This is a genomic window from Gelidibacter salicanalis, assembly GCF_007997285.1.
GTDB classification, from domain to species: Bacteria; Bacteroidota; Bacteroidia; order Flavobacteriales; family Flavobacteriaceae; genus Gelidibacter; species Gelidibacter salicanalis.
The window spans coordinates 141871-161322 of record NZ_VORX01000007.1 but is presented as its reverse complement, the minus strand read 5'-3'; the positions used below and the strand labels follow the sequence as shown (position 1 = coordinate 161322).

The window sequence follows — 19452 nt, the reverse complement described above, 5'->3', positions numbered from 1 at the left end:
ATGCGACGTTTAGAACAAGTCTCAAAACTTGCCATAGTACTTTTTTTCAGAAGTTTTACAAATTAAATCTTCCTCTGAAACCATCTGCCAACTATGAAAAACTACGTCCGTGTCTTTTTCTAAAGCCGTGCAAGTAATGGGTGTATTTAATTGGGAATTTAGGGTGTCGTTTTTATGAATGCCGCATTTGCGACATTTGTAAGTAGCCATAGGGTGGTAGATTTGGGGTTTCTTTTTTACTTCAGTTTCAAAACTAGGTTCCAAACGGACAAAATATGACCATTTGAAAAAACATTTTTGTTAAATTTTAATACCTTAATTCCAAGGAGTTGAGAGAAGACATTGAGAAATATAGTAACCGTGATTTAACAATTTAATCGAAGCGAAGGTGGCGATGTATAAAATTTGAATAAGATAGTAGGGTATAGGCAATGAATGAGCTCTGTGGTTATTCGTAGTAATTCAAGATTCTCACCAAGTGCTCCTTAACATAGTTTTTAACATGCAGTGGACTTTCAATCCGTACCCATAAATTATACCTTAAAATTTCCATGAGAAACTCGTAATTGGGCTCAATAAAAATCTTTAGCTCCCCCCAAATGTCTGGATTGCTATAATCTAATTCATCTGTATCTAATCTTAGTGGTGGGGCAACAATGTGTTGGGAATGGTGCAAGGGATTATTTAATATATATTTAAAATGATGGTTGGACACTTTAATATGAATCCATTCCGGTTTCATTCCGGTTTTTAAAATTCCTATGGCATTTTCAAAATAATCAAATGCATTGAACAGAATGGGGTGCTTAATGTGCTGCTTATTAATTTTAAAAGATTTTATTCTGTCGTCCAAACAAAACGTATAGGTGCCATACTGCTGATTATGGGCAATTAAATACCACGACTTATTAATCTCTTTAAGATGCAGCGGTTGAAAAAAGCCTGACACATTTTGAAAGCCGTTATCATCATACCAACCCTGATAGTCTAATTCTACCATAAACTGCTGTTCAATGGCGTGAATTAAAGGGACCAAATCTACTTGAGCACTTAGCGAGTTTCGCGAAGTACTCACGTACGACTTCCATTTATGGGCGTGATGGTGTAGAAGGTAAATCTCCGTTTTTTCATACACCACCTTTAAAGATTCAGTGACCTCGGTTTCTTCAACGAAATACCCGTAATTACGTTTGTGTAAAATGATGGTTTGGTAATAGGATTTTATTTTTTCTAAATCACGTTTAATCGTTTTTTGCCCATTTTGACTCAACTTATCGTATAACGGATCATCAATATTATTGACTCTTAATTGGTGAAGAGCGTTTTGTAAATCCGTAAGCGGCACAAATCCATTTTTTTCAATGCCGTATACTTTAGGATTTGAAATGATGCGTAAAATATAATAGCGGCGTAGAAACTCTGGAGTCATAGAATGGTTTAGAAAAACGAATGTAATAATTAACTTTCAAACCTCTAAAGGGAATCTCTTTTATATATTTACCCACCCAAATCCAGTTCATGACATCGGTTTTTAGTAAAAGAGATTTTAGCGCGACCAAATGGTTTACGCTCGAAAAAATACTACAACTTATTACGGGTGTTTTTATAATTCCAAAAATATTTAGCGCGCTAGGCACTGTAGATATAGGAAAACTCAAATTTGTAGAATCGGTATTAGGGATGTTCACCCCACTATTTTTTCTTGGCTTATCGGCCATTTGTATCCGCGAGATTGTGTTTCATCCTGAGCGCTATCACCGCATTCTAGCCACGGCATTCTATCTCCGATTAATGAGTTGGGGAGTAATTTTTTTGGGCATTATAATTTATTTTGGTGTGGTTGAGAACAGCGCCTTAAAGGGCTTATATCTTATGATTGCTTTTGGCTATTTGTTTAAGCTCACTGACGTATTCGAATACTATTTGCTGGCCAAGAAATGGACAAAAATTATATTTATAAGTAAAATCACCAGTTTAGGCATTATTGTTGGTCTGCAATATTATGGCGTTACCCAAGAGTTTGATATGTATTACTTTGCGCTATTGATTATTCTTGATTTCTTAATACAGGGGCTCATTTACATCATCATTTTAAAGCACAAAAAACTATTGTTTTTTAAACAGTGGAAATTTTCTAAACGCTTGGCAGCAGCTTTACTACGGATGTCATTTCCTCTGATCATTTCCAATAGTCTGATCATGTTTTACATTACGATTGATGAGCTATTTCTTAAATATTACCACGGAGATCACGCCAACGGAATTTTTGCCACTGTGCAATTTTTGGTGATCATTTTAAGTTGGAATATCGGCTTTTCCATCATTAATGCGCTGTACCCTTCCTTAGCAGAATCCTACCAAACGCATACAGGTCTGTACCATCAGAAACTTAAAGTACTTTTTAAGATCATGTTTATTTTAGGATTGAGTATTGCGGTGTTTTACAACTTATTCGGCGATTTTATTTTAGATGCTTTTTTTAGCGAAGCCTATGCCGAAGCAAAAGATCCGTTGCTTATTTTTTGTTGGGCCCCACTGATCATTTTTATTGGAATGATCTATGAAAAGCATTTAATCAACACTAATAATTTGCAAAAAAATGTTTACCGCTTTGGTTTAGGCTGTGTAACTAATCTAGCGTTGTGCTATCTTTTAATTCCAATCTGGCAAGTAAATGGCGCTGCAATTGCTGTGTTGATCAGCCATTTTATGACCAATATTGCGTATATGTTGATGGATTCTACAGGGAGAAGTGATTTGCGTTTAATTTTAAAAGTAAAGTGATACGGCTTAAGATTTAATCTTCATCTTCGTCATTAATATTAAAGATGCGCTCTTTTGCTTGCTTGGAATAATTACGTCCTATAGGTATTTTTCTATTAGATATTTCTACGTTGTTGCCCTCAAGAGCATTTATTTTATTAATTGAAACTGTATACGATCGATGAATGCGCATAAAATTAAATTGTGGCAACTCTTCAGTGATGGCCGTCAGGGACTTATGAACCACATAATCTCCTAAAACAGTAATAACTTTAATATAGTCCTTCAAACTTTCAATGTAGAGGATGTCATTAAGGTTGGTTTTGATCAGCTTTTTATTAACTCTTAAAAAAATATGAGGTTCTTGCTGTAAATTGGCATCAACTTTAGAGGTGTTTTGATACACGTGTTGGTACACTTTATTTATGGTTTTTAAAAACCGATCAAACGGAATGGGTTTTACCAAATAGTCTAAAATATTCAGTTCAAAACTTTTTACGGCATATTCACGATACGCCGTAGTAATAACGATTAAAGGTCTGTAATTGAGATTTTCAATGAATGCAAATCCAGTAAGTTGGGGCATGTTAATGTCTAAAAAAATGAGATCAATTTTTTCTTTTTCTAAAATGCGATAGGCGTTTAACGGATTGGTAAACGTCTCTACGATCTCAATATAATCAAAATCCTTTAAATGATTTTCAATTACTGAGATTGCTAGAGCTTCGTCATCTATGATAATGCATTTAATTTTCATTTGATCTTTCATTTTTTTAGTATTTGATGGGGGCTCTCAAGTACGATACTTTATACCGTGTTAAAATTTTAAATTGGGATTTTTAAAAATAGGTGATATAGTTTTCCATCAACTTTAGATTCTAATATAAAATTATTGGAAAATAATAGTTTTAAACGTCGTTTCGCATTTTCTAAACCGATACCGCTACTTATGTTTTTAGTTGCCTCCGGATTAAAGTTATTAATAAAAATAACTTCTAAATAGCCTTTGGTGCTTACATTAAAACTCATACTGATTTTTAATTTGTCATTATCCTTCATCCCGTGTTTAAAACAATTTTCAGCAAATGACAGTAAGAGTAGAGGGGGCACATCAACATCTTCAATATTACCAGTAATATCCATTTCAGCTTCTACGCGATCTTCAAATCTTAGGCGTTCAATATCTATAAAATTGTTGATGTGGGTGATCTCTTCCAATAAACTGGCTTTAGAACTTTTAACTTCGTACAGAATATATTGCATCATATCGGACAATTTGATGACCAAGCGTGGAGCATTATCGGATTTGCACAAGGTGAGTGCGTATAAATTATTCAGCGTGTTAAAGAAAAAATGCGGCTGAATTTGGGTGCGCAAATATTTAAGCTCGGTACTCATTTGCAGTTGGGCCAAATCTTCGTTTCTTCTTTTTTCTACAGACCAATCAATCACTAATTTGATTGCGGTTACAAAACCAATCACGTACAACTCTCCTAAACTGACCGCTACAATGTGATTAAGTTCCATAAACTGGCCCGTATCTCCAGCCTCTGGCCAAATATTTTTAGTAACCAAAACATAATTTAAACCTGTTCTTACCAAATAGACTACAGCGAGCATAACAGCTAAGGACGCGATGTAGATGCCGTATCTTTTCCGAAGGATAAACTTAGGGATCAAATAGAAAATGTTAATGTACACAATGATGATATGCAGCGGGAATTCAACCAGATTTGATTTTAAAGAATACCAATAATCACCAAAATAACTACCCCATCGTACCACGTTGAAGAGGAAGTAACCTAGCCAAAATAACACATGATATTGGATAGGAATGGTGTCGCCTATTTTTTTATTGAATAATGAGATGATCTTATGATTTAGATGGAATTTTTAAAAAAACCGTGTTATTATCTCGCAATTTTAATGATATATTCATTAATTAACAATTAATTTACCAAATGTTTATTTGTACGAAAACCTTATCGGCTTTTATCTGTCGTCTGTGTGTAAAATCATGTCGTTCAGATAAATTTTTTTTAATATCTCTTTATAATAAATAGATTGGCTTAATTAAAAAAACGAAATAATCAAATTATGAAACAACATTTACGATCATTTTTCTTGTTTTCTTTTTTATTATGTTCTGCACAAATGCTTTTTGCGCAAGAAAAGGAAATTAAAGGAACAGTAACTTCCAAGGCAGAAGGGATTCCGCTTCCAGGGGTTAATGTGACAATTAAAGGGACTTCAATTGGGACACAAACCAATTTTGACGGTGAGTTTACCTTAATGGCATCCGTAGGTGATGTGTTACACTTTTCTTATATTGGGATGAGTACTACTGAAATGACCGTAGGTCAGGCTTCCGTAGTTAACGTGCAAATGGCTGAAGATGCCGAGCAGCTCAGTGAAGTTGTCATCACCGCGTTAGGAATAAAAAAGGAAAAGAAAGCCTTAACCTATTCAGCCCAAGAAGTGGGTGGTGATGAACTGACCAGAGTAAAACAAACCAACCCTATTAACAGTTTATCTGGAAAATCGGCAGGGGTGACCATTACTAAAAGTTCTTCAGGATTGGGAGGCGCAGCTAAAGTAGTGCTTCGTGGTAATTCATCTACCACCAATAATGATCCGTTATATGTTATCGACGGGATTCCGATGTTGAATAATGGGAATGGCTCTAACGGAAACGAGCCAGGAACCGATATTTTTGGAAGTCAAACCGGAAATCGCGATGGCGGGGATATTCTGTCCTTGATCAATCCTGACGATATTGAAAGTATGACAGTATTAAAAGGAGCATCCGCATCAGCCTTATACGGAAGTCAAGGCGCCAATGGTGTTATCTTAATAACTACTAAAAGAGGTAAAGATGGCGTGTTGACAGTCAATTACAATTCTAGCTTTACGGTAGATAATGTCATGTCCCTGCCAAAATTACAATCGGAATACCAAAGCAGCTCCGTTGGTGAAGCAATTGCTGAGAATGGTAATGTGATAGATCCTTATTCTTGGGGTGCTATAACAAACGGTTTAAGTAATAATCCTAAAGATTTTTTTAACACCGGATATACGTCAATCAATTCCATGTCTTTAACCACAGGAACTCAGAAAGCACAAACCTATTTATCCTATGCCAATACTATAGGAGAGGGAGTTATTCCTGAAAATAGATTAACCCGCAACAACATTACTTTAAGACAAACCGCTAAATTTTTAAAAGATAAGATTGACGTTTCTGCAAGTGTCAACCTTTCTGATCAACGCATTTGGAACCGTCCAACCAATGGTTTATATTCCAACCCGCTTACTGGGTTATACTTACATCCCGTAGGAATTGATAGAGGTATTTATAAAAATCAGTTTGAGTATTTTAACCCGGTTCTCAACCAAATGGATCAGTACGAAGCATCAGGATTCTCTGAAAATATTGAACAAAATCCATATTGGTTAATTTACCGCAGTCCGAGTAAAGATGTCGTGCAACGTGCGTATGCCAATGTCTCCTTAAATTATCAAATTACTGAATCGTTTTCTTTACAATCGAGAGGAAGTTTTGATAAATCATTTTTTACTTTTGATAAACGACAATTTGCCGGAACAGATCCTGTAAATTCTGGCAATAATGGGCGCTATACTTTAGAAAAAACAGAAAACACCCAACAATACGTCGATTTGATTGCTAACTACACTAAAGACTTTTCTGAAGATTGGGCATTTACCGGAATTTTGGGGACGAGTTTAACCAAATACAAATTGGGAGATCAAACCTTTTTAGATTCTGGTAGGGATGGTGACGGATTAATTTATCCGAACATATTTAACATTGCAAATTTTGAAACCACTAATAATATTCGTCAATCTATTGCCAATAGAGAGGTTCAAGCTTTGTTCGGATCAGTAAATTTTGGCTATAAAAACAGAATATTTTTAGATCTTACGGGACGTACGGACTGGTCTTCCACTTTGGTCAATACCAATTCTCAATCGTTCTTTTATCCGTCTATCGGCCTCACAACAATTTTATCAGAAATGTGGGACATGCCAGAAAGCATTTCGTTCGCCAAGATAAGAGCGTCCTATGCTGAAGTAGGGAAAGATATTCCTGTGTATGCAACCATGCCGCTTAACGGAATTAACAATACAAACACAGGGATTGGAACTGCTCCATTTGCACCAATTGAAGGCGAAACCTTAGAGCCAGAACGTCAAAAATCTTTTGAGATAGGAACTGAATGGCGTTTCTTCGGTAATCGTTTAGGAATAGATCTGACGTATTATGATACTAAAACCGTCAATCAGATTTTCTATATTCAGGCTGAGCCAAATCCAAATGGCTATTCACAAAACATAGTGAATGCGGGAGAAATTTCTAATAAAGGGATTGAGCTCGTGTTACACGCAAAACCAGTCTTAACTGATAATGTAACTTGGAATACGGCCTTTAATTTTGCCCAAAATAAAAACAAGGTGGTTGCAGTTCACCCATCATTACAGGACGGAGAAGCTATTATCACCCCAAGAGGAGTCAATGGCTACGAGTTTTCATTGATTGAAGGAGAAGATTTTGGAAGCATCAAAGCCAGAAGCTTGGTTAGAAATGAGAATGGCACCCCGGTTATCAATGAATCAGGAACTTTAGAGTCTACCGGTTTTGAAACTGTTGCGCACGCACAGCCAGATTTCACTTTAGGCTGGAACAATACATTAACCTTTGGAAAAGTGACTTTAAACGTCCTTGTTGATGGAAAATTTGGTGGTGATGTAGTGAGCGTTACAGAAGCTGTAAACGATAAATACGGAGTGTCACAAAACACTGCAGATGCCAGAAACACTAACGGCGGAATGATTGACGTGGTTAATGCTTCAGGAACGGCATCCCAACTAAGCGCTAAGGAGTTTTATAATGCTGTAGGCGGGCGTGATGGTATGTTGGGCGAATATGTTTATGATGCCACCAACGTAAGTTTAAGAGAATTGTCTATCGGTTACAAAATGGATATTAAAAGCAAATTTATCGACAATCTGAATCTGTCATTAATTGCCAATAATTTATTCTTCTTTTATAAAGATGCACCATTTGATCCTAATGTCGCGGCCAGTACAGGTTTGGGCTTACAAGGCGTAGATATCTATAACCAACCTTCTACAAGAAGCATAGGGTTTAACATTAATGTAAATTTTTAAGAAAAAATGAAAACATCTATAATCAAATATGCATTAGCCTCTTTTGCGGCTGTGAGTTTAACAAATTGTACGGACAATTTTGAAGCCATCAACACCAATCCCTATGGCATTTCACAAGAAAGTCTTGAACAACAAAATAACCATATTGGCTCTCGTTTTGCCCCGCTATTTTCAAACATTATCAGAGCGGAACCGGCGTGGAATTACCAATTGCAACAAAACTTAAATGCTGACGTATTTTCAGGGTACATGGCCTCAGCGACGCCGTTTGCAGGAAACATCAACAATCAAACCTATAGCTTGGTAAACGGCTGGAACGGCTTTATTTGGTCAGATGCTTATGATGCCAATGATGGGAACGGGGTCATGCCTTACGCTCGGGAAATCTTTCAGCAAGTAGAATTGTCAGGAGATGAAAACGGACGAAAATTTGTGCACCTGGCAAATATCATTCGCGTGATGGCCATGCATCGGGTTTCTGATGTGTTTGGACCAATCCGCTATTCAAAATATAATGACTACGCCACCACAGGGCAATACGATTCCCAACAAGAAGCGTATACCGCATTTTTTGCGGACTTAGATAGCGCCATCAACGGATTAGAGCCTTTTATTGGGGATCCGCAGTTTGTAGCTTTTGACCAATCCAGCTTTGGGGGTGATATTGCTAAATGGCGCACATTTGCCAATTCGTTAAGATTGCGATTGGCGATTAGGGTTTCAAAAGTAGATCCAGCTATGGCACGGTTAGAAGGTGAAAAAGCCTTGGCCAGCAACGCCGGCTTGCTTGATGCTCAAAACATGACTGTAGATATGGGCGGCTTTGTGCATCCTATTTTAACGATTAGCACAGTTTGGGGTGATATATCCATGAGTGCTGAAATGGAGTCAATTTTAGAGGGTTTCAATGATGGTAGAATTGATGTGTTTTTTAACGAACCATCAAATCCGGCATTGGGCGCCTATAAAGGTATCCGTCAGGGAGTAGAAATAGAATCTAAATCGCAATACGGAAGTCATTCCAGTGTTGGTAAAGTAGTGGAAGGACCTTCAAAAATTTGGATGACTGCCGCTGAAATTCATTTTCTGAAAGCTGAAGCTGCATTGCGTAATTGGGCTGGAGCGGGAGATGCAAAGTCTAATTACGAAAATGGAGTTAAAGCGTCGTTCGCACAATTTGGTGTGGGAGGTGTTGATGCTTATTTGGCTGATAAAACTAGCACGCCTAATGATTTTGTGGACGCTCTTAATAGTAAAAACAACTATGCTTACCCAAGTAATGTGACCATAGCTTTTAAAGAGTCAGGCACCAATGAAGAAAAGCTGGAGCAGATTATCACTCAAAAATGGATTGCCATGTTTCCTGACGGTCAGGAAGCTTGGAGTGAATTCAGACGTACAGGCTATCCAAAAATTTTCCCAGTGGTAGTAAATAATAGTGGTGGTACTATTGACACTAACATTCAAATACGTCGTATCAATTTTGTTGATAATGAAAAGAATACCAACGGCGCCAATGTGTCAACTGCAGTGGGTTATCTTAATGGCCCTGATACTGGTGGCACACGATTATGGTGGGATACGGGAGCAGAAAATTTTTAATTTACATACTTTAGTTTAACGTTATTCTGGCAAGCGGGAAATTCAGGTTTCCCGTTTGTTTTTTGCAAACTTCAGTAAGGTAAAGCAGTTGCCCTTCAAAGTTTTTATACGTAGGCATTGTTGTTCGATAGGGAATTCGCACTTCAGCGCTTCTAGTTTCGATAGTTATCTGGAAAACGATTAAGACGTGCTTACAGCGTACTTACAAATGGCCATCCTAAAAATTAAAATTACCTTAATAATTTCAGAAATAACATTAGAAACAATCTGTCAATTCAAGAATTTCTTAAGGTCTCTTGTCTTGTAAGGATGTGTACATCGATAATTTGTTTTATCTAGAAATCAATGCAACGAGAATTTAAAAAATCAAGCAGGCCAATGTATTAACTATTAAATCTTAATAATTCTATTCATATAGGCATGCTGTTGCCTATATCCAAAGTAGTAATCCGTACAATATTATAGAATGCCAGAAGCGTCATTGACATGCTGCTTTCCTAAACTCTTACTTACATGAACAAATTTATAATTATACTTTCAATTTTTGGCTTTACCCTCGGTAATGCAATTGGTCAAAATCAGGTCACTTCAAATCTAAATGTAATGCCTTGGCCAAAGGAACTGTCAGAGCAACCTGGACGTTTTCATATTGATAGCACGATGACCATTTCAATTACTTCTGAAACTCACGGACGGGTGCACATGGCAGCGACTAACTTTTTAAGACGTCTGAGTATGAGAACCGGCGTATTTTTAGAAGAAGGGTTTCCCTTGCCAGGTAAGTCGGCAAACATTCAAATTGCATTTAATAAGGTAGCAACCCTAGGTGTTGAAACGGATGAATCTTATACTTTAGAAGTTACTGATGATTTGGTGACTATTAGTTCTAACACAGATGTGGGCGCTATGAACGGCTTACAAACCTTATTACAACTAACCCAAAACACGGCAGATTCCTATTACTTTCCTGGAATAAAAATCACTGATGCACCACGATTTGTTTGGAGAGGGCTGATGATTGATGTAGCAAGACATTTTCAGCCAGTTGGGGTGTTAAAGCGGAACTTAGAAGCTATGGCTGCAGTGAAACTGAATGTTTTTCACTGGCATTTAACTGATGATCAAGGGTTTCGAGTCGAATCTAAAGTGTATCCAAAACTTCATGAATTGGCTTCGGATGGTTTATATTATACCCAAGAGCAAATCAAAGATGTCGTAGCCTACGCAGACGCATTGGGCATCCGTGTCATTCCAGAATTTGATGTGCCCGGGCATGCCTCAGCAATTTTAACCGCTTACCCAGAATTGGGCAGTAAGGATGGCTATGAGTATGCAATAGAGCGATATTCTGGTGTTTTTGATCCTACCTTAAATCCCACTAAAGCTATCACCTACGAGTTTTTACAAAACTTATTTTCAGAAATGGTTCCGTTATTTCCAGATGTTTATTTCCACATTGGAGGCGATGAAAATGAAGGGAAACATTGGGATGAAAATCAGGATATACAAGCATTTAAAAATAAACATCATTTAAAAACCAATCACGAGCTACAAACATATTTTAATATCAAGGTTGAAAAAATCCTGAATAATTTAGACAAAAAGATGATGGGTTGGGATGAAATTATGACTCCAAATATGCCTACCACTACAGTTATCCATTCCTGGCGTGGTGCCAATGAAGGATTAGGACAAGGAGGGAGTTTAATTGATGCAGCGAAAAAAGGCTATCAAACGGTGCTTTCAAATGGGTTTTATATTGACAGACTGCAATCGGTGGAGAGTCACTATTTAGTAGATCCTATAGGTGAGGTCACCTTAACGGATGCAGAGCGTCGTCGAATTTTAGGAGGTGAGGCCACCATGTGGAGTGAATTGGTTACCCCGATGACCATCGATTCTAGAATTTGGCCCAGAACTGCCGCCATTGCCGAACGCTTTTGGTCGCAACCCGAAATTACTGATGTGGCAAATATGAAAAAAAGACTCCAACAGGTCTCATTTACCTTAGAAGAATTGGGATTGACGCACATTAAGAACAGAGATGTTATCTTGAGGAGCATGACCAATAATCAGGACATCTCAGCATTGATTACCTTGTCAAAAATTTGTGAGCCTTTAAAAGTATATTCAAGAAATAAAGACGGTATTGAATATAAAACTTATTCGTCGTTCACCTTGTTTGCGGATGCTTGTGTGGTGGACGCGGAAGATGCAGAACCCTTTAACAAAGCAGTTGATAGCTACATTTCAAATTCCAATGGAACTACTGACAAAAACGTTTTAATGTATTTAAATAAATGGGCAACAAATCACGAGGGCTTTAAAACCTTGTCAAAAAACCCGAAGATTTCGCCATTGTACGAAATGTCAGAAAATTTATCTGAAATCGCTGGTTTATTGTCTAAAGCGCTCGAAGCAAAAACCTTCTCAAAAGTGGAATTGGAAACAATTAAAAAGAATTTAGATGTTTTGAATCAACCAATCGCAGATGTTGAGATCGTCATTGTGGAAGCTCTAATAAAATTAAGCAGATTTGTTGAAAACAGGTATTAAAAAGAAGGAGTAGTGAACTCAGTTATAAGCCTACAGTAGGTAATTGTGGGCGTATTGCGACATCAATTTTATACGTGTTAGTTAAACCCCTTCATAGCCAATAGCGTAGTGGTCCATACTATAGCGCAAGAAATGAAAATCCCGATGGTATTGGCTAAAAAAGCGCGTTTGCGTTCCAATCCAAAAAGATACCCCGCGATAGTGCCGGCGTAAACCCCCGTGCCTGGAAGCGGAATCAAGACAAAAACAATCAATCCCCAAAAACCGTATTTTCTGACATTATCGCCTGCGCCAATTTTAGCACGTCGGGCAACAAAAATCGCCGCTTTTTTATAATAGTAATATTTAAAAAAGTAAATATTAATCACTTTCAGAAAAAACATCATGATCGGAAATACCAATACGTTCGCCAAAAAGCAGAACAAAAAAGCTATATAAATATTGACACCATTCAACAGGGCATAGGGAATACCTACTTTAGCCTCTCCCAAAGGGGAAATGCTCCAAAGCACCGCAATGAATAAATCAGAAATCATCTTTTTGTAATTTGATCGGCAAAATTAATCTATTTTAAGAGTGTTTGTTAACGCGGATGTATTAAAGTTTAGCTAAAAAGTGCTACAAGAGTTAGTGGCGGTTAATCAGGTAAAGGCTATTTGTACTCAGATTTTTAATCTGAGAATCTTTAAAAGGTAGGGACAGGTGAAGTATTATTTTGAAATGGTAATGGTAAGGAGGAGATGAACATTTTTCCGCGTTAGATGATAATCGGCGGAGGTATTATAAACGAGCATAAGAGATCACTATTAACCTTAAAACATCATGATGTTACCTTCTTAAGTGCATAAGTGGCTACGCAACGGCTATTTTTCACCGAAAATTTTATAAAATGCTGAAAACCCCTTATTTTTTCCGACCCGTAAAATGTTCCATGGTGCTGTAAATGCCCATAATGCTGCCGGTAAACCAATCGAAGACATTAATAGACATGATGGCTTGACCGAAGCGGGTCAGTCGGTAAATATATCCGGGAATAGTGATCATTTTTTTGTTTTGCTCAATAGCTTTTACAATGGTTAAAGACGCTGCCTCCGGTTCTAGGATCGGAATTTTAGATTGCACACCGTCAAACATGCCAGTATTGATATAATAAGGCATAACGGTAGTCACATGGATGTCCTTTTTCAGCTTCCGCATTTCCAATCGCAAACTATCTGACCATCCGATTAGCGACCACTTACTTGCAGCATATACAGACATTTTAGGGTTAGAAATAAGGCCTCCAGAAGAGGCAATATTGCAAATATGACCAGAGTTGCGTTGCAACATGTCGTTTAAAAATTCGGCTGTAATGAGCATGGGAGCGTTAGCATTTATGTCCATCGTCTTGATAATATCTTCAGTGGAATGCTCATGAAAATATTTGCCTACAATGATTCCTGCATTATTGATCAGGACGTCTACACCGCGAAAATCATGTTTTAGTTTTAGGGCTGTTGCTTTAATTTGTTTAGGATCGGAAACATCAACGTGATAACCCACAATGTCGCCAAGAGTGGAAAACTCGGCAATAGTAGCATCAATACTGGCTTGATTGATATCCCAAATAATGACTTTGGCTTGACGCTCAAGCATTAGTCGTCCCATTATTTTACCTATGCCGGAAGCACCCCCGGTTATTAAAACTGTTTTATTTTGTAACTGCATGTTTTCTATTGATCTGTTATTTAAAAGTTAGGGCGTAGAGATCCTCATAATTATAGCCTAATGTTTCTGTTGTCTCCTGCTCTAAATATAGGGGTAATCCTATAAGTTCTCTAACTTTTAAAATGATTTCACAGCACGTTCGGATAATCATTAAGGGCTGCCCTAAGGAAAAAACTATTGAAGATTTGCAAGTAGATGAGCGCTAAAATAGATCCTGTGGAAATTGGATTCATAAGAAATGCCGCTCCTTACGGTCCTAAATTACAAAAATAAAAATATCAATAGCAGTCTACAGTAACCTTAATCCTGCTTTTGTATAGGTTTTAAACAATGGATTTTCAGAATCTAAATCAGTAACTACAGTGCCAATATTGTTTATGGGCGACACATCATAATTTAGGATGGCATTGAATTTATTAGGGGTGACGAGAAATACCGTTTTCTGAGCGGCATTGATCATTGCCTTCTTGATCATGGCAACTTCATAACCTTCATCCGTCACACCCTGTTCTAAACATAGGGCACTTACCCCTATAAAACAGATATTTGCTCTGACGTTGGAGAGATATTGAATCACATCAATCCCGGTGGTCACCATCGAGTTTCTTTGAATTTTTCCGCCAATAAAAATAGTCTCAATCAAAGGGTGTTCCGTAAGCTGCATGGCAATAGGTAGGCTATAGGTGTACACCGTTGCTTTCAATTTTTTAGGCAGCAATTTGGCCAATATTAAATTGGTAGTACCGCCGCTCATGATAATCACCATCCCATCCTCGAGCAGTTTGATGGCTTTTAGAGCAATTCTAACTTTACTTTCCCTATTGTAAATGACATCTTCATTATAATGATAAAGTTTCTGAACGGTTGAAATCGCGCCACCGTGTACCTTTGCCAATAAACCTTGATCGTGTAACTCTTTAATATCCCGCCTAATGGTGTCTTCAGATACGTCTAATTTTTCAGACAAATACGTGGAACTGACTTTTCTATTGATGCTGACTTCATCAACTATTTTTTGTTGGCGCTCTTTTTTCTTCATATTATTTTTCACTTTAAGACTAGTGCGAAACTCAATGCGATCATTTTAAAAAATGTATGCAGTGTTTTGCATGATTGATCCTTAAATAATGCAATTTATCATAAAAAAGTCTACATTTGAGGGAGTCAATATAGAATTTCGCTAAAACTAATAAATTATGGGCACTTCTCAGAGATTAATTTCGTTAGATGTCTTAAGAGGTATCACCATCTCTTTCATGATTTTAGTAAATACTCCAGGGAGCTGGAGCTACATTTACGCCCCATTAAGACATGCCGCTTGGCACGGATGTACGCCTACGGATTTGGTATTTCCTTTTTTCTTATTTATTGTGGGCCTCTCGCTATTCTTTTCCTTTAAAAAATATAATGCAGTAGCGTCTAAAGCTGCAACCTTTAAAATTTTGAAAAGGACCTTGATTATTTTTCTTATTGGTTTACTGCTCAATCTCTATCCATATTTCAATTTTGAAGGCGTCCGCATTATGGGGGTTTTGCAACGTATCGCTTTAGCCTACGGTGCAGGAGCCTTACTTTGCGTAAATTTTAAAAGACAGAAGTTGCTCCTTATTGCAGCACTTTTATTGCTAGGCTATTGGGCGCTCTTATACTTTGGAGGCAATGCCAACCCGTATTCCTTAGAAGGAAATATCGTGAGACAATTTGATCTCTTCCTATTTGGAGAACAGCATGTATATAAAGGTTTTGGAATTCCCTTCGATCCAGAAGGGGTGCTATCGTCAATTCCCGCGGTGGGCACGGTAATTATTGGTTATCTTATTGGGGATCTGATGGACAGTACAACCTCCATACCCCTCAAAATGAAGAAGCTCTTACTTTATGGGGCGGTAATGACCATCATTGGCTACCTTTGGGGTCTAGTTTTTCCAATCAATAAGCCCTTATGGACCAGTTCTTATGTATTGTATACGGCAGGGTTAGCGACCTTAGTGTTGGCTCTATTAATTTTTATTATTGATTATAAAAAATTCAGTACCTGGTCTAAACCATTCGTGCATTTTGGTTCTAATCCGTTATTTATTTTTGTGTTCTCAGGGGTGTATGCTAAAACCATCAGTTATCTGATCAAAATTCCGGTTTCAGACGGGGAGTCTGTGTCATTATATAGGTATCTCTTTGCGGAGGTGCTTGCACCGCTATTTGGGAATATGAATGGCTCCCTAGCGTTTGCGATCAGCCATATCATTGTATTTTGGTTAATTTGTTACATCCTCTACAGAAATAAAATCTTCATTAAGATTTAAATTCTTTGTCAACAAATTTAAATTTTTAGGCTACAATTCGAGTTTTTGCTAATAAAAGCGCATTATTGTGCTCAATAAGTGCAAGATTTCTAATATTATTACTACATTTATTCCAAATTAACTAAATATTAACTGTATGAAAAATTATTGTTGTCAAGTAATTGCCATATTTTTTCTGTTTGTTGGGCAAATTTCGTTTGCGCAGTCGTCATCAGTTTCTGGTGTCGTCACAGAATTGAATACCGGTATGCCTTTAATGGGTGTAAATGTGGTAGTAGAGGGAACATCAAATGGGAGTGTGACAGATTTTGATGGAAAATATACCATTAGCAGCGCTAGTGATTTACAAGGAAAAAAACTTGTATTTAGCTTTGTAGGGTATAAAACAGTCACTTTAACCATTGGTAGTAATAATCAAGTATTGAATGCTACGATGGAAGAGGATGCGACAAGTTTAGACGAGGTGGTCGTGACTGCCTTAGGAATTAAACGTGAGGCCAAGGCGTTAGGTTATTCGTTGACTACTGTTGACGGAGAAGATATTTCTCAAGTTAAAACTACAAGTGCGGTTAATTCGTTACAAGGTAGAGTAGCAGGGGTAAATGTTTCTACGACCAGTTCAGGAGCTTCCGGGTCTAGCAGGATTGTCATTCGTGGCGCAAGTTCATTAACGGGTAATAACCAACCATTGTATGTGGTAGACGGAATTCCCGTAATTAACAACACAAAAAGTTCTGTAGTGGGACCTACAAATGACGGTACCGGAGATGGGGGTGATGATATTTCATCCATTAATCCTGATGATATCGAATCGATTTCCGTATTAAAAGGAAGTTCAGCCGCGGCATTGTACGGGTCGTTAGCTTCCAATGGGGTCATTATGATTACCACCAAATCCGGAAAAGGGAAGCAGAGTTTAGGGATTGAATACTCAACCTCTTACACTTTTGATCGGGTCAATACAGATCTTCAAGATTTTCAAACCACCTATGGTCAGGGTAACAACAGGTTAAAACCTGGGTATATGTATGATGACGCTAACAATGCGGTAGAAATACCGAACATGGAGAATGCAGTTGATGATTCTTTTGTCAGCACCTTACAATCTTGGGGTGCCAAAATGGATGGGGCAATGGTCTACAATTGGGATGGCGTAAGAAGACCCTATTCCTATACCGGAAATAATTTGGATAAATTCTATAAAACAGGAACTACTGCCATCAACACCCTGGCGCTTTCAAAAGGAGGTGACGATTACGCTTACCGTTTTTCGATGTCTAATTTAGAAAACAGCGATATTTTTCCTAATTCCACATTAAACAGAAAATCGCTTTCGCTGAATGCATCCGCTAAGATCAATCCAAAATTGACTTCAACAGTTAATGCCAAGTACGTCATCGAAAAGGTACACAACCGTATCAATATTGGCGATACCCCGGGGAATGCAAATACCGTAGCCAACGTGCTGCCAAGCAGTTTGGATATTAATGACCTGAGACCAGGATCGAACGAGCAGGGCACAGAGCTCAGATTTCAGCCGAGTGAATTTATCTCCAATCCATATTGGGCCGTCAATAATTTTAATAATGACGACAAAAAAAACAGATTGACCGCGTCTACAACCCTGCGTTATGATATCACCGATTGGTTGTACGCTACGGGTAGAGCGGGAATTGACACTTATGATTTTGCTAGAAGAGCGGTAACGCCTTATGGTACCACCTACCGCCCTGGTGGTGAGCTATCCCAAGCAAAATCGACATATACCTCTTTTGATGCTGATTTTATGTTGGGAGTTTCTAAAAACATCACCAGTAAAATTGGGACAAATTCTATTATTGGTGCCAATACACGTTCTTCGTCTTTTGAACAGTTGAGCGCTATCGGTCGCGGATTTATTGTGATTGGTTTAGAAGACTTGAACAATACCACCTTGCCAGAACCGAAAAATGATTATTTCAAGACCAAAACGAATTCTTTATATGGGTCTTTTGAGGTGGATTACAGCAAGTTCCTATACGTAACCTTTACGGGTAGAAATGACTGGTTCTCCACGCTGTCTTATCCGGGAAAAACAACCCCAAACAATGATTTCTATTGGTCTTTAAGTGGGAGTTTACTGCTGAGCGAAGCCTTTAATTTACCGGAATCTATTGATTATTTAAAACTGCGTACAAGTTACGCTCAAGTAGCGGGTGGTGCTCAAAATGCTTATGCTCTTAACTTAGACTATGCGGTTACGGGTAGTTTTCAGGGACAATCTTTTGGTCAGTTAAATGGCAACTCCATTCCTAACCCTAACTTAATTCCGTTTCAAAAGGATGAAATTGAATTTGGTTTAGAAGGCCGTTTCTTTCAAAACCGGATGAATGTGGATGTGGCTTTTTACCGCAATAAAACCACCAATGATATCGTCAGGGCAGCTGCTTCCCAATCGTCAGGGTTTACGTCGTCCATATTAAATATTGGAGCCTTAGAGAATAAAGGTGTGGAATTATTGATAGGTGGATCCCCAATCCAAACAGAAGATTTTTCATGGAACACCTCCATCAATGTAGGCTATAACGACAGTGAAATTCTTCAGACTGATGATGAAAACACGCCAATTAATGTGGATGGTAGTCAAACACGTTCGAGAACAGCAATTATTTCTCACATCGTTGGAGAACATTATGGTGTAATTTACGGATCATCATACAAGCGGGATGATGCAGGTACTATTATGTATGACGTTTCTGGTAGCATTCCGAAACCAATCCAAGGAGAAAATAAAATATTAGGACAAGGAGTAGCACCGTACACCATTGGGTTTTACAACTCATTTAAATATAAAAATGTGTCCTTAGGATTTTTGATTGATGCCAAATATGGTGGAAGTGTTCACTCTGGTACCAACAGAGAGTTGTTGTTAAGAGGCTTACACAAGAAGACCTTGGAAGGCCGTGAAAATGGTTTGGAAGTATCCGGAATTGATAACGCTACTGGAAATCCATTCACCATGACCGTTGCACCCGAAAATTTAAGAACCTATTACGGTGTTATTTTAGAAGAAAGTAGAGGCATCTCTGAAGAAGTGGTATACAGTACGGATTTTATTAAATTCCGTGAGTTGAGTTTATCCTATAGTCTTCCAAGTGAAATCTTGAAAAACATCTTTATTAACGATTTAAGAATTTCTGTAATTGGTAGAAACTTGTTCTTTATTCAAAAGGATATTGACAACGTCGATCCAGAAGCTGCACTTAACAACTTGAATTCTCAAGGGATTGAACGCTTCGGAATTCCGTCCACCAAAAGCTATGGTTTTTCTGTAAACATGAAATTTTAAAAC

General features: G+C 37.7%; 12 protein-coding genes. 6 read left to right on the top strand and 6 right to left on the bottom strand.

The window, feature by feature from the left end; genetic code table 11:
- Nucleotides 1–448: 448 nt before the first annotated feature.
- A complete protein-coding gene (locus ES711_RS13935; RefSeq protein ID WP_146893909.1) occupies nucleotides 449–1429 on the bottom strand; it encodes a helix-turn-helix transcriptional regulator in 981 nt (326 codons plus the stop codon).
- Nucleotides 1430–1518: 89 nt separating this feature from the next.
- On the opposite strand from ES711_RS13935, the gene ES711_RS13930 reads away from it, so the two are divergent.
- Entirely contained in the window at nucleotides 1519–2784 is a 1266-nt protein-coding gene (locus ES711_RS13930; RefSeq protein WP_146893908.1) for a flippase, read from the top strand.
- A 13-nt stretch (nucleotides 2785–2797) separates the two neighbouring features.
- Here the strand turns inward: ES711_RS13930 and ES711_RS13925 are convergent, their stop codons facing one another.
- The gene (locus tag ES711_RS13925) at nucleotides 2798–3532 is read right to left on the bottom strand and encodes a LytR/AlgR family response regulator transcription factor (RefSeq protein ID WP_317129876.1); all 735 of its coding nucleotides are present in this window, start codon (nucleotides 3530–3532) and stop codon (nucleotides 2798–2800) included.
- Nucleotides 3533–3588: 56 nt separating this feature from the next.
- Nucleotides 3589–4581, bottom strand: a complete 993-nt coding sequence (locus tag ES711_RS13920; protein WP_146893907.1) for a sensor histidine kinase — start codon at nucleotides 4579–4581, stop codon at nucleotides 3589–3591.
- A gap of 279 nt (nucleotides 4582–4860) precedes the next feature.
- Between ES711_RS13920 and ES711_RS13915 the strand changes: the two genes are divergently transcribed.
- The 3 genes from ES711_RS13915 (at nucleotide 4861) to ES711_RS13905 (ending at nucleotide 12111) form a co-directional block, all read left to right on the top strand.
- Complete coding sequence (locus ES711_RS13915; protein WP_146893906.1) at nucleotides 4861–7953, top strand: SusC/RagA family TonB-linked outer membrane protein; 3093 nt, start codon at nucleotides 4861–4863, stop codon at nucleotides 7951–7953.
- A 6-nt stretch (nucleotides 7954–7959) separates the two neighbouring features.
- Nucleotides 7960–9555: a RagB/SusD family nutrient uptake outer membrane protein gene (locus ES711_RS13910; protein WP_146893905.1), complete on the top strand. Its 1596-nt coding sequence runs from the start codon at nucleotides 7960–7962 to the stop codon at nucleotides 9553–9555.
- A 513-nt stretch (nucleotides 9556–10068) separates the two neighbouring features.
- Entirely contained in the window at nucleotides 10069–12111 is a 2043-nt protein-coding gene (locus ES711_RS13905) for a beta-N-acetylhexosaminidase (protein ID WP_146893904.1), read from the top strand.
- A 77-nt stretch (nucleotides 12112–12188) separates the two neighbouring features.
- Here the strand turns inward: ES711_RS13905 and ES711_RS13900 are convergent, their stop codons facing one another.
- The 3 genes from ES711_RS13900 to ES711_RS13890 form a co-directional block, all read right to left on the bottom strand.
- Nucleotides 12189–12647 carry a COG2426 family protein gene (locus ES711_RS13900; protein ID WP_146893903.1) on the bottom strand — a complete coding sequence of 153 codons (459 nt, stop codon included), beginning with the start codon at nucleotides 12645–12647 and terminating at the stop codon, nucleotides 12189–12191.
- A 367-nt stretch (nucleotides 12648–13014) separates the two neighbouring features.
- Nucleotides 13015–13818, bottom strand: coding sequence for an SDR family oxidoreductase (locus ES711_RS13895; protein ID WP_146893902.1), 804 nt, complete (start codon nucleotides 13816–13818; stop codon nucleotides 13015–13017).
- Between the two features lie 289 nt (nucleotides 13819–14107).
- Entirely contained in the window at nucleotides 14108–14857 is a 750-nt protein-coding gene (locus ES711_RS13890; protein WP_146893901.1) for a DeoR/GlpR family DNA-binding transcription regulator, read from the bottom strand.
- A gap of 157 nt (nucleotides 14858–15014) precedes the next feature.
- Here ES711_RS13890 and ES711_RS13885 point away from each other — a divergent pair, with 157 nt between their 5' ends.
- Together ES711_RS13885 and ES711_RS13880 are read left to right on the top strand one after the other, a co-directional pair.
- The gene (locus tag ES711_RS13885; RefSeq protein ID WP_146893900.1) at nucleotides 15015–16121 is read left to right on the top strand and encodes an acyltransferase family protein; all 1107 of its coding nucleotides are present in this window, start codon (nucleotides 15015–15017) and stop codon (nucleotides 16119–16121) included.
- 136 nt (nucleotides 16122–16257) lie between these two features.
- Nucleotides 16258–19449, top strand: coding sequence for a SusC/RagA family TonB-linked outer membrane protein (locus tag ES711_RS13880; protein ID WP_146893899.1), 3192 nt, complete (start codon nucleotides 16258–16260; stop codon nucleotides 19447–19449).
- The last annotated feature ends 3 nt before the right edge of the window (nucleotides 19450–19452 follow it).